Annotated in this window: 16 protein-coding genes and 4 pseudogenes; 5 read left to right on the top strand and 15 right to left on the bottom strand. The window is 67.1% G+C overall.

All coding sequences use genetic code 11. From position 1 onward, the window contains the following. Positions 1-152 precede the first annotated feature (152 nt). From OG456_RS46635 to OG456_RS46615, 5 genes and pseudogenes are all read right to left on the bottom strand, one after another. Positions 153-575 (bottom strand): hypothetical protein, encoded by a 423-nt coding sequence (locus OG456_RS46635; RefSeq protein ID WP_266571175.1) that lies wholly within the window; start codon positions 573-575, stop codon positions 153-155. A 104-nt stretch (positions 576-679) separates the two neighbouring features. After that, positions 680-1192 (bottom strand): DUF402 domain-containing protein, encoded by a 513-nt coding sequence (locus OG456_RS46630; RefSeq protein WP_266571174.1) that lies wholly within the window; start codon positions 1190-1192, stop codon positions 680-682. A gap of 150 nt (positions 1193-1342) precedes the next feature. Further along, positions 1343-1435, bottom strand: a pseudogene (locus OG456_RS46625) (HAD family hydrolase); the annotation flags it as partial. 273 nt (positions 1436-1708) lie between these two features. Then, complete coding sequence (locus OG456_RS46620; RefSeq protein WP_266571173.1) at positions 1709-1882, bottom strand: hypothetical protein; 174 nt, start codon at positions 1880-1882, stop codon at positions 1709-1711. A 564-nt stretch (positions 1883-2446) separates the two neighbouring features. After that, positions 2447-2794: a hypothetical protein gene (locus tag OG456_RS46615; protein ID WP_266571172.1), complete on the bottom strand. Its 348-nt coding sequence runs from the start codon at positions 2792-2794 to the stop codon at positions 2447-2449. A gap of 536 nt (positions 2795-3330) precedes the next feature. Here OG456_RS46615 and OG456_RS46610 point away from each other — a divergent pair. Further along, positions 3331-3594, top strand: a complete 264-nt coding sequence (locus tag OG456_RS46610) for a PepSY domain-containing protein (protein WP_266571171.1) — start codon at positions 3331-3333, stop codon at positions 3592-3594. 492 nt (positions 3595-4086) lie between these two features. Here OG456_RS46610 and OG456_RS46605 read toward each other — a convergent pair whose 3' ends face one another. Further along, entirely contained in the window at positions 4087-4638 is a 552-nt protein-coding gene (locus OG456_RS46605) for a hypothetical protein (RefSeq protein ID WP_266571170.1), read from the bottom strand. A gap of 86 nt (positions 4639-4724) precedes the next feature. Between OG456_RS46605 and OG456_RS46600 the strand changes: the two are divergent. Continuing rightward, a pseudogene (locus tag OG456_RS46600) lies at positions 4725-5107 on the top strand (hypothetical protein); the annotation flags it as partial. Here OG456_RS46600 and OG456_RS46595 read toward each other — a convergent pair. Both OG456_RS46595 and OG456_RS46590 read right to left on the bottom strand, forming a co-directional pair. Beyond that, the gene (locus tag OG456_RS46595; protein ID WP_266571169.1) at positions 5017-5376 is read right to left on the bottom strand and encodes a DoxX family protein; all 360 of its coding nucleotides are present in this window, start codon (positions 5374-5376) and stop codon (positions 5017-5019) included. The pseudogene OG456_RS46600 and the gene OG456_RS46595 overlap by 91 nt on opposite strands. A gap of 204 nt (positions 5377-5580) precedes the next feature. Further along, a complete protein-coding gene (locus OG456_RS46590) occupies positions 5581-6075 on the bottom strand; it encodes a cupin domain-containing protein (RefSeq protein ID WP_266571168.1) in 495 nt (164 codons plus the stop codon). Between the two features lie 95 nt (positions 6076-6170). Between OG456_RS46590 and OG456_RS46585 the strand changes: the two genes are divergently transcribed. Then, positions 6171-7007, top strand: coding sequence for a LysR family transcriptional regulator (locus OG456_RS46585; RefSeq protein ID WP_266571777.1), 837 nt, complete (start codon positions 6171-6173; stop codon positions 7005-7007). A gap of 107 nt (positions 7008-7114) precedes the next feature. Here the strand turns inward: OG456_RS46585 and OG456_RS46580 are convergent. From OG456_RS46580 to OG456_RS46560, 5 genes and pseudogenes are all read right to left on the bottom strand, one after another. Beyond that, a pseudogene (locus OG456_RS46580) lies at positions 7115-7228 on the bottom strand (DUF6221 family protein); the annotation flags it as partial. 84 nt (positions 7229-7312) lie between these two features. Further along, entirely contained in the window at positions 7313-7936 is a 624-nt protein-coding gene (locus OG456_RS46575) for an NADPH-dependent F420 reductase (protein ID WP_266571167.1), read from the bottom strand. Between the two features lie 241 nt (positions 7937-8177). Beyond that, positions 8178-8603 carry a hypothetical protein gene (locus tag OG456_RS46570; protein WP_266571166.1) on the bottom strand — a complete coding sequence of 142 codons (426 nt, stop codon included), beginning with the start codon at positions 8601-8603 and terminating at the stop codon, positions 8178-8180. Positions 8604-8723: 120 nt separating this feature from the next. Continuing rightward, positions 8724-9293, bottom strand: coding sequence for a TIGR03086 family metal-binding protein (locus OG456_RS46565; RefSeq protein ID WP_266571165.1), 570 nt, complete (start codon positions 9291-9293; stop codon positions 8724-8726). Positions 9294-9457: 164 nt separating this feature from the next. Then, positions 9458-10192: an SDR family NAD(P)-dependent oxidoreductase gene (locus OG456_RS46560; protein WP_266571164.1), complete on the bottom strand. Its 735-nt coding sequence runs from the start codon at positions 10190-10192 to the stop codon at positions 9458-9460. A 108-nt stretch (positions 10193-10300) separates the two neighbouring features. Between OG456_RS46560 and OG456_RS46555 the strand changes: the two genes are divergently transcribed. After that, on the top strand, positions 10301-10921 hold the full coding sequence (locus tag OG456_RS46555; protein ID WP_266571163.1) for a TetR/AcrR family transcriptional regulator: 621 nt from the start codon (positions 10301-10303) through the stop codon (positions 10919-10921). A gap of 17 nt (positions 10922-10938) precedes the next feature. Here the strand turns inward: OG456_RS46555 and OG456_RS46550 are convergent. Further along, positions 10939-11434: pseudogene (locus OG456_RS46550) on the bottom strand (transposase); the annotation flags it as partial. On the opposite strand from OG456_RS46550, the gene OG456_RS46545 reads away from it, so the two are divergent. Continuing rightward, the gene (locus OG456_RS46545; RefSeq protein WP_266571818.1) at positions 11390-11578 is read left to right on the top strand and encodes a hypothetical protein; all 189 of its coding nucleotides are present in this window, start codon (positions 11390-11392) and stop codon (positions 11576-11578) included. The pseudogene OG456_RS46550 and the gene OG456_RS46545 overlap by 45 nt on opposite strands. Positions 11579-12241: 663 nt before the next feature. On the opposite strand, the gene OG456_RS46540 is transcribed toward OG456_RS46545, so the two are convergent. Beyond that, entirely contained in the window at positions 12242-13153 is a 912-nt protein-coding gene (locus OG456_RS46540; protein ID WP_266571162.1) for a LysR family transcriptional regulator, read from the bottom strand. Positions 13154-13393 lie beyond the last annotated feature (240 nt).

Genomic DNA, 13393 nt, shown 5'->3' with positions numbered 1-13393 from the left:
CTCATCACCTGGGCTCGCCCTCACTCTGATGACCCGCCTCCTCGCCCGCTGAGCGGCCACGCACCGTCACCGCACCGGTCGCCATGGTGGGCCCGTCGTGGTCGCCTGACGTTCGGGTCAACTGGCGACTGCACGGGACCAATGTTCTTGGATCAGGACCCGCTTGGATGGAGTTCCGCGTCCCGCATGCGATGGGTGAGGGTTCCGGGAACCGTGAGGGAACGCCCCCGAACCCGGACGATCCGCAGGTCCCACCAGAGCCCACTCCGCGACGCTCGCAACCTCTCCTCAACACTGGCGATCTCGCACCAGGGGATCGAGCGCCTGCTGGCGAAGGTACGGAGCTCTATCCCGGTTGTGGTCAGGACCGCCCGGCCATAGATTCGGTTGATCATGTCGATGTCTGCGACCACGCCAAACGCGCCGAAGCCGCCGACCCACCACCAGCGCTCCGAGGTCGGCGCGGTCAGGCCGACCGCCACCATCCCACCGGTAAACACCAGCGTCACAATGCCGGTCCGCCACCAGCACCTTCGTCGAGCGGCGCCGCTGAAACCGATCAACACCTCGGACATGTCCGTGATGCTACCGACACGCACTCGCCCAACGAGCCGTCTAACTGAACGAGTTGGACGCCGGTGTGAAGTGCTGTTGTGGTGCCGCATCAGCTCTGCTGAGCTCAACTGACTTGGGCAAGCCACGCGCGGTAGCGGGTAGCGAAAGGTTCGGTGCCGTCGCGCAGCGCCGCTGACAGCCACTCCGCCGCGTTCTCTGCGTGGCTGATGACGTGCGGCGGATAGCCGTAACGCCCCTGATGGCTGGCGAACTCATCCTCATCGGCGATGTAGACGGATGCGTCTCCACGCGTCCGGCAGACGTCCAGGTCCAGGTCGACCGTGGTCACTTCACCCGTGTGCACCCACTCTGGCGGCGTGGTGACGTCGCAGTACACATCCAGCCGCGCCGGTGCCTCCTGGAACATGGCCGTCCACCAGGCGTCACGGGGAAAGAGCATGACTCGTGGCTCTTGAGTTGCGTAGACCTCGGACTCCTCGCCCTTGCCGTAGATCGTCCCGACGGGCGCACCGAGCCAGACTCCGTACTCGTCCTGTCCCAGCCGCAGCATGGTGTGGTGCCAGTGCAGACTGCCGTCGAACTTGCGCACGACCACCCGAACCGCTCTCTCACCCATGGCGGGAGGCTACGGTGTGCACGCCAACCGGTGAACCTTCCCGGTCAGAGCACGAGCGTGCCGGTGATCATCCGGTGAGCCAGCCGAGGATGCGGTACTGACCGCGGCCTCGAGGTCGTGCGGTCGCTTCCCATGGTCAGTATGCGAGGGTCACGCCTGGGTGAGGAGGGCCGGCAGCTCTCGCATGTCATCAAAGACCACTGTGTCCGGTCCGTTCAGCCACGGTGCCGGCGTGAGTCCGCCGCCGGAACAGATCGCGGGCTGCGTACCGTGCAGCGCCAGTCGCCCCCGCGCCCGCGGGGACGGTCCGTACATCGCACAATGTCGGCATCGGAATCAGCATCGACGACCCGCGCCGGATTCACGACGCCAACAGGGTGGGGTGGTCCAGCAACATCGACTATGCCTGACCCGGCGTAGTGGCTACCGCCGTTGCATCCACTGTCGCAGGGCATCCAGCAGTCCGCCGTTGCACTTTGGTTCGGTGCAACGGCGGACTGTGTCGGCAGAGGCGTACTACAGCTCCCGCTCGATCTGGTTCTCGCTGATCTTGTCTTCGCTCAGGGTCGCCTCGTTCTGGACGGCGTAGCGAGCCTGCGCCCCGCTGCCCTCGGCGCTTCGGATCTCGCCGCGCTGAAGCTCGTCCTGCTGGTCCCGGTACTCCACGTGCTGTCCCTTGCGGTAGGGCATGGGGATCTCCAAGTCTCGTGTGGGTCGGCGGGGGCTGGCCCTGCTCTTCGGCAGGGCGCCCCGCCCTCATTGGCGCCCGCGAATATCACCGGGCGCACTGACAGCTCACCCCCAAGTCCGCCCTGCGGCAATCCCTGCGGGCCGAATGGAGGACGGACGCCTCGCCCGCCAACCAGGGGCCGGACGAGCGCCGGCGCTCTCCCCCTGGAGCCGCAGACAGCCCAGATCGAGGGCGGTTCCTCCGGTCTCCCAGGCGAGGAAGGAGCGGATCCTCCGTCCCCGGGGTGGGTCGCGCCAACATCGGCAGCGCGCGAGGGACGTAGCGGGGCTGAGACCGCGTTCAGCCAGCCGGCGAGGTCGTCGACGGAGCGGACCGGACGCCCGGGCTGAGGCACGCTGTGATGACGAGGACGAGGAACTGCTCGCTCCTCACCGTCAATCCGAACCCCGCCGGGGTCAGGGATTGGCCGATGCCCACCCATTGACTCGTCTGGACCACTCCTCAGCGCAAGCGCACCGGTGACGGCCGCGGCCCGGATCACGATGACTGCGTCCTGGCGTAGGTCAGGCGGGGATGAAGGCGTTCTGGTCGGCTCCGTCGAGGATAAATCCGTTGTCGAAGCGGACCCGTACGCTCACGTGAGGTGCCTGTTCCTGGTAAGCGGTCCACGCGGGTTCCAGAGAGGCTACCTTTTCTTCGAGTTGTCTCCTGCTCTGCGTGGGCATGTCGGGTCCGAAAGCGTCGAGCAGTGACGTGAGCCGCTCGTACTCACGCACGTCTTCGCTTTCGTCCTGGTGGTCGGTCACCCGCTCGATGGTCCCGCCGGTGCCCGCCGCCAGGGACAGGAACCCGACGACGACCCCTGACACCTCAACCGAATCGGTCAGCCTGGTGTCGGCTGCCAGCTTCACCCGCTGGCCTTCCTTCAGAGCCATCGACTTCCTATCTCTCCTGCGCACTGTTCGCCGGCCGCAGCCGACTGTGGAACGGGCCTCCGCTGAGGCTATATCGGCCCCAGACTCGCACGTCGGTTCGCCCAGGAGCGGGCCACCGCGAAGGCCAACCTCCGCGCCTGCGGGGATGGCCCTGTAGTGGTCGGCGGCCAGGTCGCGTCAGTGCCGGTGCTTCCCGCGCCTGCGGGGACGATCCCCTCGTGCCGATTCTCCCTGGGTGGCTGCAAGTGCTGCCGCACGCCTGGGGCCCTGGCCGGCGGGTAGCCTTCGAGGAGGCCCACCCTCGAGGGCTACCGCGTCCGCCTGCGGCCCGCCCGGCTTGACCCTCGCCCATGCTCTGTACGGCCCACATGACTGCCCGGCACGTTTTCCTGCGCGTCAGGGGCGGCCAGTTTCCCAGCAACCCCGAGCACGCTGACCACGGCCGCCCCACCCCGTAGACCACGGGGTGCGCACCGGTCGCCGGGCGGGGGACGCCGCCATACCGTGGCTACATGAGACGCATCGACAGCGAACAAGCGCGGCAGATCGTTGAGTCGGGCCAGGTCATGCCGCGCGACGAGCTCGAGCGGATCGCTGCTGCACGTCATCCGGCAAGGAAGGACGTCTTCGGGTTCGAGTACGGCGAGGAGGAGACCGCGCCCGGCCGCTACCGGTTCGCCGTCGAGGTCGAGGATGCTGCCGGGGTCGTGTGGTGGATCGAGCTCAACGCCCACACAGGCGAGATCCTCGAGGAGGACAACTCCGCGAACCGGTGAAGGCACGGCTCCAGCGGACGTGACCCCCGGGCCGGGTGCGCCGCATAGGGGGTGAGGGAGCCCACCAGGGGCCCGTCATGTCCGCCTACGCCGACACTCCGGGGATAGGGGTAAGAACATCCCTGCCGACCCGGCGGGCGGGGAGGGCGACCCCAATGCCATGCCGACGAGCATTCCCCGGAGCCGACTGAAGGGCCGCCGGGCCACTTGAGCCCTCCGAAGCGAGTCACGGACCGAACCCGGGAACGAGGCCCCGGAGCCCCATGTAAGCAGCCTCTGCGCCTACTGGGCTCACGGGTGCCAACTCGGGCGCTCAGCCATAGCAGTTGGGGAGATGTCAACTGCCAAGGCACTGTCATAGCCGGACTTGTGGTGCTCGCCGGGCTCAGACGCATTGAAGCGGTCGCAGGACCCACCCTACGCAACATCGCCGACATCTTTTCGCACTGCACCCGCGCGGCGCGGCAGGGCCGCGGGGGTGCCAAGGCTTGGTCAACTGTCGTGCCGTTGCCCCAGTAGGCGGGCCTGTTCCCTCTTTAGCTGGGCGAACCCCTTGCGCGCGTCCGTCGCAATTTCCTCGCTGGGGAACGATACGACGGAGAGGTGTTGGTCGTAGCTGCCCTGTGTCCATCGGGCGGCTGTGATCTCGTAGCCCGATACATGTGCGCACAGGTGCAGCAGGAGGGGCGGCATCTCTGGTTCGGTCAACAGGTCGGCGTGTTTGATGACGAGGTCGCGCATGGCGCGGATGTTCGGGAGGAAGACGGTCGTGACCCACAGTCGCCACTCGGTGAGTTCCTCTTCGGTGGGCGGGGTCTCCCGCACGAAGGGTGATCTGCCGTCAGGGCGAGCGTTGCGTTCCATGAACGCACCGAAGATGCGGCTGTTGGCCTCCGTGAGGGCGAACAAGGGGCCATAGAAGTCGCCGATCTGGCGATTTACGTGAGCGAGGCGTTCATGGCGCTGCGACAGGCGAAGCCCGTTGAGGTAGGTGACGACATAGCCGGCGAACGCCAGCCCGATAGTGACGACCACGGCGACCATGAAGGGTGAGGCTAGTAAGTGTCGCTTCCCCTTGTGAGTCTCTTGAGCCAGTCCTTCTCATCTCCCGCACACCGTTTGTTGTAGCCGGAAGATGACCTCGGACCACTCCTGACGTTCTCTTCGCGACAAGGCGTATTCATCCCGGGCTATCCGCAGCCATTTACGTCGTCGAGGCATTCGAGCCGTTATCCTCAAGCGAGCCGACCAGATCGGCCACCGCAGACGCCGTGGATTGCTCTGTCCACGAGTTGCGACAGCAGATGTACGACTCCCCGAGCAGCGCGTGGACGGCGGCGTGTTCGATGTTCATGCGAAGTGACAGCGGCTGTGGGGTGGTCGGCCCTGTAGGCGCATCCACCGGTCGAGGACGGTGCTCGATCACAGCCGGGTGGCCAGCCAGATGGTCACGGCCGCGGTAACGGTGAGTCCGGCGTTGAGCGCGATCCGGCGGTCTTCGCCCATCAGGTGAACGGCGATCGCGCCGGTCTGCAGGAGTACGAAGCCGAAGGCCGCGGCCGTCGCCAACGAGGGAGCGATGCCGGTCAGCTCCGGCAGGATCAGGCCGGTCGCGCCGAGTATTTCGACCGCTCCCAGCGCCCTGAGGGCAGGCAAGGGTATGTGGTCGACCCAGGCCATCATCGGCCGGAGTTGATCGCGGCTGCGGATCACCTTCAGCGTGCCTGCGTAGAAGTAGAAGAGCGCGAGCAGTCCCGCGACGATCCAATAGGCGATGTTCATGGTTCCCGTTCATGGTTCCCGTTCATGGGCCGCCGGTTCATGGGGCCCGTCGAGTGCGTCGCTTGCCAGGGGAGACCTCGTGAAGGCCCGGTCCGTCGTCCGAGGGACCCGGACGCGCGGGCCGCCGCCGACGGCGAACGGCGGCAGCGCCACCGCCCTGCCGGTCCGAGGGAGACTGGCCGGGCACATGCTGTGCCGTCGGCTTCAGGTGAGGTCGGTGGCGGGCTCGGTGGCGTAGCGGCTCATTGCGTCGATGTTGGCCTGTTGCGTCAGCGGCCGGCCGCCGGCGAGCACCTCCTGGAGTTCTCGGAAGTACTGCACGTACAGGTCGGGGGTGAATGTGCTGAGCATGACCGCCGGTTGGTCGGTCAGGTTGGCGAAGGTGTGCGGGGTTTTGGGCGGAACCATCACGAGCGTGCCCGAGGCGGCGTCGTAGTCCTCGTCCCCGACGGTGAACCGCACGGTGCCGGAGAGGATGTAGAAGCCCTCGTCGTGTCGGGCGTGGCGGTGTTGCGGCGGTCCCTGGGTGTGCGGGGTGAGGACGGACTCGGCGATCGCGAGGCGGTGCCCGGTGTGGCTGCCGTCCTCCAGGATGCGCATGCGCGTGGTGCCCAGAACGATCGTCTCGCCGTCGCCGGGACCCACCACCGATACAGCGGGGTGGGTCTGGGGCTCGCTGGTCTTCGCTTCTTCGGTCATGCTCACAAGTGCACTGCCCGGCACTGCCGGTGTCCAAGACCCATCCCGCGGAGCCGATACCTCGTGGGTATCGTTGCAGTGTGGAGCTACGGACCTTGCGCTACTTCGTGGCGGTCGCCGAGGAACTCCACTTCGGCCGGGCCGCCACCCGACTGCACATGAGTCAGCCGCCGCTGAGCCGGGCGATCAAGCAGCTGGAGGCCGATGTCGGGTCCCAGCTGTTCGTCCGCTCACCCACGGGGGTCACGCTCACTCCGGTGGGCTCGGTGCTGCTCGACGAGGCGCGGGCCCTGCTCGACCATGCCGACCGCGTCCGGGTACGAGTGAGCGCGGCGGCCGGCGTCGCGATCATCACCATCGGCATCCTGGGCGACGGCACCGACCCAGGAGTGGCCAGGATGGCCGCCGCCTACCGCCGAAGCCGCCCCGGCATCGACATCCGCATCCGCGACACCGATCTGACCGACCCGACCTGCGGGCTGCGCGCCGGAATGGTGGACGTCGCGCTGACTCGGGCGCCGTTCGACGAGACTGCCCTGACGGTGCGTGTGCTGCGGACCGATCCGGTCGGCGTGGTCCTGCGCGCCGACGATCCGCTGGCCCGCCGCGACGGGCTGCGGCTGGCCGAGCTGAGCGACCGCCGCTGGTTCCAGTTCCCGCAGGGCACTGACCCCATCTGGCAGTCGTACTGGAACGGTGGCAGGCCGCGCGAGGGCCCAGTGGTGCGCGCCGTCCAGGAATGCCTGCAGGCCGTGCTGTGGAACGGCACGGTCGGCCTGGCCCCGCTCGGACACGACCTGCCCGCGGAATTCACCGTGGTGCCGCTGATCGACATGCCGCCGAGCCGAGTGGTGGCGGTGTGGAACGAGGGTGACACCAACCCTTTGATCCGATCCTTCATCGAGACCGCGACAACCGCGTACCGTCGCTGAGCACCGGCGAGCAGGTCGTCGCATGGCCAGGTCTCGCCGTCGTACTGACAGTCATCGCGGTTGTCCCACGGTAGTTCGGGGTCGCCCGTGGCTGGACCGAGCACATGGCGGGCGAGCACGCGTCGCTTGGCCTCGACCTCACGCATGACGCGAGCCGGGTCGTGCAGCGCCACGTGTAGGGCGATCGCGGCCGCGCGGGCTGCGGGCGTGGTACTCGACATCACCGGGCGAGGTCTGGTCGAAGTGCCACACCACAACCAGGTGCGAAAACCGACGGGGCCGTTCTACGAGGCCGAGCGCTGGGCTCAAGCGGGAAGTTCCGTGACGCCGAGGGCGAAGTTCCAGCCCCCCACCCCGTGGCGTGCGAGGCCCATGGTGAGCACACCCGCACCTTCCAGCCAGTGCGCCATCACCAGTCCGCCGGCGTCCATCGGGCGCATCCCGAGGCTCTTGATGAACGCCTCCACGATCGCCTTGGCCTGCGCATCGTCGCCGGCGATGAAGACGTCGGACCGGCCCTGCTCCAGGACATGACGGAAAATGGTGTTGAATCCCTTCACCACGCTGGCACTGGCCGGGGCCACCTTGGCGGCTTCCTGCGCGATCGAGGTGACCCCGCGGTGGGCCAGACCGTCGGCCGTGGCATTGAAGGGGTTGCTGATCTCAATGATGACCTTGCCCGCGAGGGCGTCTCCGTAGTGGGCGACGACCGGAACGACACTGTCGAACAACAGGGCCACGATGACGATGTCGCCGGCCGGGACGGCACCCCACTCTCCCGTCGTGGCGCCGCCGCCGAGAGCCTTGGCCAGGTCGGCGGCCTTGGCGTGATCGCGGCCCATGACCTCGACGGTGTTGCCGCCGGCCACCGCCAGCGCGCCGATCGTACGGGCCATGTTCCCGGTGCCGATGATGCTGATGCTGCTCATGAGGTGTGCTCTCTTCCTTGTTCTCGAACTTTCGCTTTGTTTCGTTGGTGCCGAGTCGCCCAACGGGGTGAGCCGCGGAGCTCGGCGCCGGCCGAGGAGCCGGGAGTCCGGCCGGATACCGGCATCCGGCCGGACCCCCGGCTGACATTCCGCCGGTAGGTCGGGATGCGTGAACCTGTCCCGCGATGACCTGCTCCAAGGAGGTCAGGTCACACACATGCGACGAGGGCATCCCTGATCCTTACGCCCCGTTCGTGCGCAGTTCCCAGGGCTGCATGCCGAGCACATTCGCAAGGTGTCCCTGCATCGCGACGGCGGACGGCAGCGGACGCCACCAGATGGTCACCTCGGCGATCTTGCCGTCCGCGTCGATCAGGGCGTAGTCCATTCCGTTGACCACGGTGTCCTCGATCTGCAGCCGGAAGAATGCGGCGTGGTGGGTCTCGCCGCTGAGGGCCTCCTTGTACGTGAGGTCGGCCGCCAGCCTTTTGACGGTCTGTATGGCTTCCACGACGGCCTCGCGGCCGACGAGCGGCTCATCGCCGAGCGGGCTGTTCAGCACCACGTTCTCGGCGAGCAAACGGGTAAGGGTTTCTTTGTCTGCGCCGCTGTGCATGCAGTCGATGAAGGACTCCCAGACAGCGCGGTGCCGGGCGAACTTGGTCATAGCTACTCCTATTCTCGGTGTGTATGAAACCTGGTCGGGGCGCCTATCCGCGGGGCCGATTCGGCATGCCAGATCAGCAAGGCGAGATAAACCCCTCAACCAACCGAGAATCGGTCTCTTTCAGGGCTTGCGGCCGGCCATCCCGATAACACGGTCCAGCAGGGGCGCGTCCGGCGACACGGGCACCGCCGTACCCCAGGGGGACCGGGCTGGGGCCGGCAGTTTCGGCAAGAACTCGGTGAGGTACTCCAAGCACCCGCGGAGGGTGGGTTCGGGCACGTCAAAGGGCTGACCGGTGGCCGTGGCCAGGTCCCAGCCGTGCACCACCATCTCGGTGAGCGCGATCCGACCCCACACCTCGTTGGCCAGCTCCAGCCCCAGGTCGGTGCTGCCCTGCCAGGCGCTGGGCTCCTGCCACGCCGTGGCCAGCGCGCGCACGTGATGGCCGATCAGCTCGCGGGGCGAGACGCCCTGCGGCTCGGCAGCCTCGCCGCGAGTCACCGCGGCGAGCCGAACGGCCGCGGCGTCCACATGGGCGAGCAGGTCGGCAACGGTGAAGTCGTCGCACGGGGTGCCGCCGGCCAGCTGGCCATCGGTGATGCCAGCCACCACATCAATCATGCGTTGGCAGGCCGGCCGCAGATCGAACACGAATTTGCCTCCAGAGTTCTGTTTCACGAGCGACACCACTTCGCCAGTGGATCCCGACGGGTGCGGCTTGAATCAGCGATAACACGCGAATTCGAGCGCGCACGCAACACTTCAACGCGTTGCGCATGTCCGCATTCGAGGCCAGTTCCTCGGCCCGTGACGACTGCGTTCTCGCGGGTGTGTGCGTATACCGGTGTGTTCGTTCAGATCACCGTGGTGCCGCCGTCGGTGGTCAGTTCCAGTCCGTTCACGTAGCTTGAGTCGTCCGAGGCGAGGAACAGTGCGACCGTGGCGATCTCCTCGGGGCGGCCCATCTTGCCCCGCGGAATCAGGGACTCGAACTGCTTCTTGGTCTCCTCGTCGAACAGCTCCTCCTGCTTGGCCGTGGCGACCTGGCCGGGGGTGAGCACGTTCACCCGGATCCGCCGGTCCCTGAGCTCGTTCAGCCACACACGGGCCCACGCCTGCTGCACGGCCTTGCTCCCGGCATACACACTCCACCCGGGGAAGCCCCTCAGCGAAGCGTTCGACCCGGTCATGAAGATCGAGCCACCCTCGTTGAGCAGCGGCAGCGCCTTCTGCACCGTGAACAACGTGCCGCGCGCGTTCAGCCAGAACGCACGATGGAACTGCTCCTCGGTGATCTCACCGAGCTTGCCCTGCTCCCCCGTCCCGGCACTCGCCCACAGCACGTCGATCGAGCCCTTCTCCCGCCTGACCGTCTCGTACAAACGGTCCAGGTCGGCCAGGTCGGCCGCGTCACCCTGCACGGCGGTCACGTTCCGGCCGATCACCTTCACCGCCTCATCCAGCGCCTCCTGCCGCCGGCCGGTGATGAAGACATGTGCCCCCTCCTCAACGAACAGCTTCGCGCCGGCCAGCGCCATGCCGGTCGACCCGCCCGTGATCACCGCTACCTTGCCATCGAGCTTTCCCACAACCACTCACTCCTTAGTAAACCGAGCTGTGTACATAACGTATCCGGCGACCGGTGGGAACGCAAGCTATGTACACCGAGCGGTACCGAACTGAGGTATGATGCAAGCATGACGAAGTTGGAGAAGGGCCCCCAAGGCCGGCGCCGCGGCAGGGGTGCGCGCGAGCGCATCCTCAGCGCGTCACAGCAGCTGTTTCGCGCTCAGGGCATCAACCGCACCGGTATGGACCAACTCTGCGCAGTGGCCCAGGTCTCGAAGCGCACGGCCTACCAGCACTTCTCCGGCAAGGACAAGCTGGTCGCCGAATATCTGCGCCGGTTCGATCCCGGCCTCATGGCCGCGGTGTTCGACCGCACCGACCTCACACCCCGCGAACGACTCCTCGCCGCCTTCGAGATGCCCACGTCCGGCCCGGGCGAACTCACGCCCCTGTGCCCCTACATCGCGGCGACCGTCGAAATCCACGACCCCCAACACCCCGCGTCCGAATACGCACGCGAGTACAAGCTCGCCATCGCCGCGCGGCTCGCCGAAACGGCCCGCGAAGCCGGCGCCACCGACCCCGAACAGCTCGGCGAACAACTGGCGCTGCTCCTCGATGGCGCCTCGGCCCGCACCCGAGTCCTCAACGCCGAGTCCTTCCCCGCCGCCGCCGCCATCGCCGCCGTCCTCATCGACAACGCCCTCCCCGTGACGGGTCGGGAGGGGCCTGTCAATCTATCGGCGTAACTGGTCTGGTTGGTGGGTCAGTTGTGGACTAATGAGAGGCGTCCGTCGAAGGCGATGTCGAACGCCTGGAGGGCTCGCTTCCAGCGGCCGGTCCACCGCTTGCGGCCCGTTCCGGTCGGGTCCAGCGACATGGCCGCAAAGTAGACGCACTTGAGTGCGGCGGTCTCGGAGGGGAAGTGACCGCGCCCCGCACGGCCCGTCGGGTGCGGGCGTTCACGGACTCGATCGCGTTGGTCGTGCAGACGATCCGGCGGACCTCAGCGTCGAACTGCAGGAACGGCACGAACTCGGCCCATGCGTTCTCCCAGAGCCGCACGATCGCCGGGTATTTGTCGCCCCAGGTCTCGCTGAACTCCAGGAAGCGAGTGGTGGCAGCGTCCTCGGGCGGCGCGGTGTAGACGGGCTTGAGGGCGTTGGCGATCTTGTCCAATCCTGGCGGGCTGCGTAGCGGGACGATGCTCCCAGGAGGTGAACTACGCGCGTGACCCCTTCTGGGGCGAGGGACTTGACGGCGAGCGCGAGCCGGTCGACGCGGCCGGTGGCCTCGACGGCCAGGTCGAAGCCGTACGGGATCGGTTCGATCGCCTCGGCGGTGCGGGCGCCGTAGCTTTCGGAGCCTCGGCGCGCTGCTGCTCTGAGAGCCAGGCGCGGGCGTAGCGGAACTCCTCGGCGAGGATCCGGTTGTACCGCTCCACCTTGCGTTGTGGCGTGTGTGTAGGGCGCGGTTCGTTGATGCCGGGAGCCGAGTGGCGCGCGGGCGAAGGCATCCCGGTGGATCAGGGGCGACTACGCACCCAACTACCACACCCAGCTCGCCATAGTCGCGCTCGAAGGCCTCCTGCCCGAGGCGATCCACGCTCACTGCTGGCCGGGATGGCTCCTGCTAGCCCTGCCGGATCACACTCTTTTCGCCCTCCCGTGGACGGCCGAGTTCCCTCCCGATCGAGAGGGGGGAGTCACGTCACCGCGCATGCCGTGGAACCCCGTATCCGCTGTCACAGCTGAGCTCTCCGGGCTGTTGATCGCTCACGCAGCCATAGCGCTATTACCGGCGGCCAAGGTGCAGATCACGCCATCCGCGCGGATTCTTCGCATGCTCGGTGAGATTGAGATCGAGGAGTGGAAGTGTCCTCGCGGAATTGATCGACAATGCCTTCGACGACTTCAACGAGATCATGATTTTCATCATCCTAGAAGCGGCCGCGTGACAATGTCGATTCTCACTGTGCGCCAACATCGCCTCCGCCCCCGAGCTCAATGCCTTCGCCATTGCTGTGGCCGCGTGCCCCCTGTTGGCGCTGCTGTTGTCAGTCGGACTGCTCAACCGTGCTTTGAAACGGCATCGCTTCCAAGCTGCCACATTTCATAGTTCCCACATTCTGCCGTGATCTCGGCCGTGGCCTGAGCCGCGGTGAAGAAGTCATCGACCACTGGCGAGGTGCGCGATGCCGCCACCGCGAGGCACACCTGGTCGGGCGCCAGGTCGGGGATGGGCATATAGATGACTTCCGGATGTGAGTAGAACACGGTCGCCGAACGGGCCAGGAACGAGATGCCCCGGCCGGCCGCGACATGCTCGAGCGTCTCGTCCACCCCGCGCACCAGGTACCCGGCGTTAGGGTGCGGGCGCCTGGTGGGCTGCGTGCTCGGGTCGGCATGCCAGACCAGCGGTTCGCCGGCCAGGTCGGCCTCGGTGACCTCCTCCTTGCCGGCCAACCGGTGGCCGGCGGGCAGCACCGCCACCCGCGGCTCGGTGTACAGCGGGGTGACGCGCAGGCCGGCCTCGTCGATGGGCAGCCGCACATAGCCGACGTCGATGCGGCCGTCGAGCAGCATCGGGGCCTGGTCGTCCCATTCGATCCGCTGCACGTCCACGACCACGTCCGGGTGCCGGGCCTCGAACGCCCGCGCCGCCGGGATGACCGGGATGCCGGCCCGGAAACCGACCATCAGCCGCCGGCTGCCGCGGGCGGCCATGGACACCCGGCGGCGGACCGCGTGCGCGGAGGCGAGCAGCGGACCGGCGTCGGCCAGCAGTTGTCGGCCCGCGTCGGTCAGCGCTACGCCGTGGCGATCCCTGGTGAACAGCGAGGCGCCGAGATCCTGCTCGAGCGCGCGGATCTGCCGGCTGAGCACCGGCTGCGCGATATGTAGCTCATCGGCGGCGCGGCCGAAGTGCAACCGGTCGGCCACGGCGACGAAGTAACGCAGTTTGCGCAGGTCCAGATCCATGGCGCCTCCCGGTCCGGTGATGCCTTCAGGGTATCACCACGGCTAAAAGAAGTCTTGGACACCCGCTCAGGCCAATGGCAACCTGAATAGGTACCTAATGGGGCCGAAGTGAATTCGGCATAAGAATTCGACATCGGAACTTGATAGCAAGGCCCATGGAATGAGCGCATCAGGAATTGAGCGTCGTCCATCGCGTCGTTCGACGGCGTCGACGACACAACCGTTGACAACGACGGGGTG

The organism is Streptomyces sp. NBC_01446 (assembly GCF_026340095.1).
In the GTDB taxonomy this organism is placed as follows: Bacteria; Actinomycetota; Actinomycetes; order Streptomycetales; family Streptomycetaceae; genus Streptomyces; species Streptomyces aureus.
Note: the sequence above shows the minus strand (reverse complement) of the source record. Positions and strands in the feature narration are given on the sequence as shown.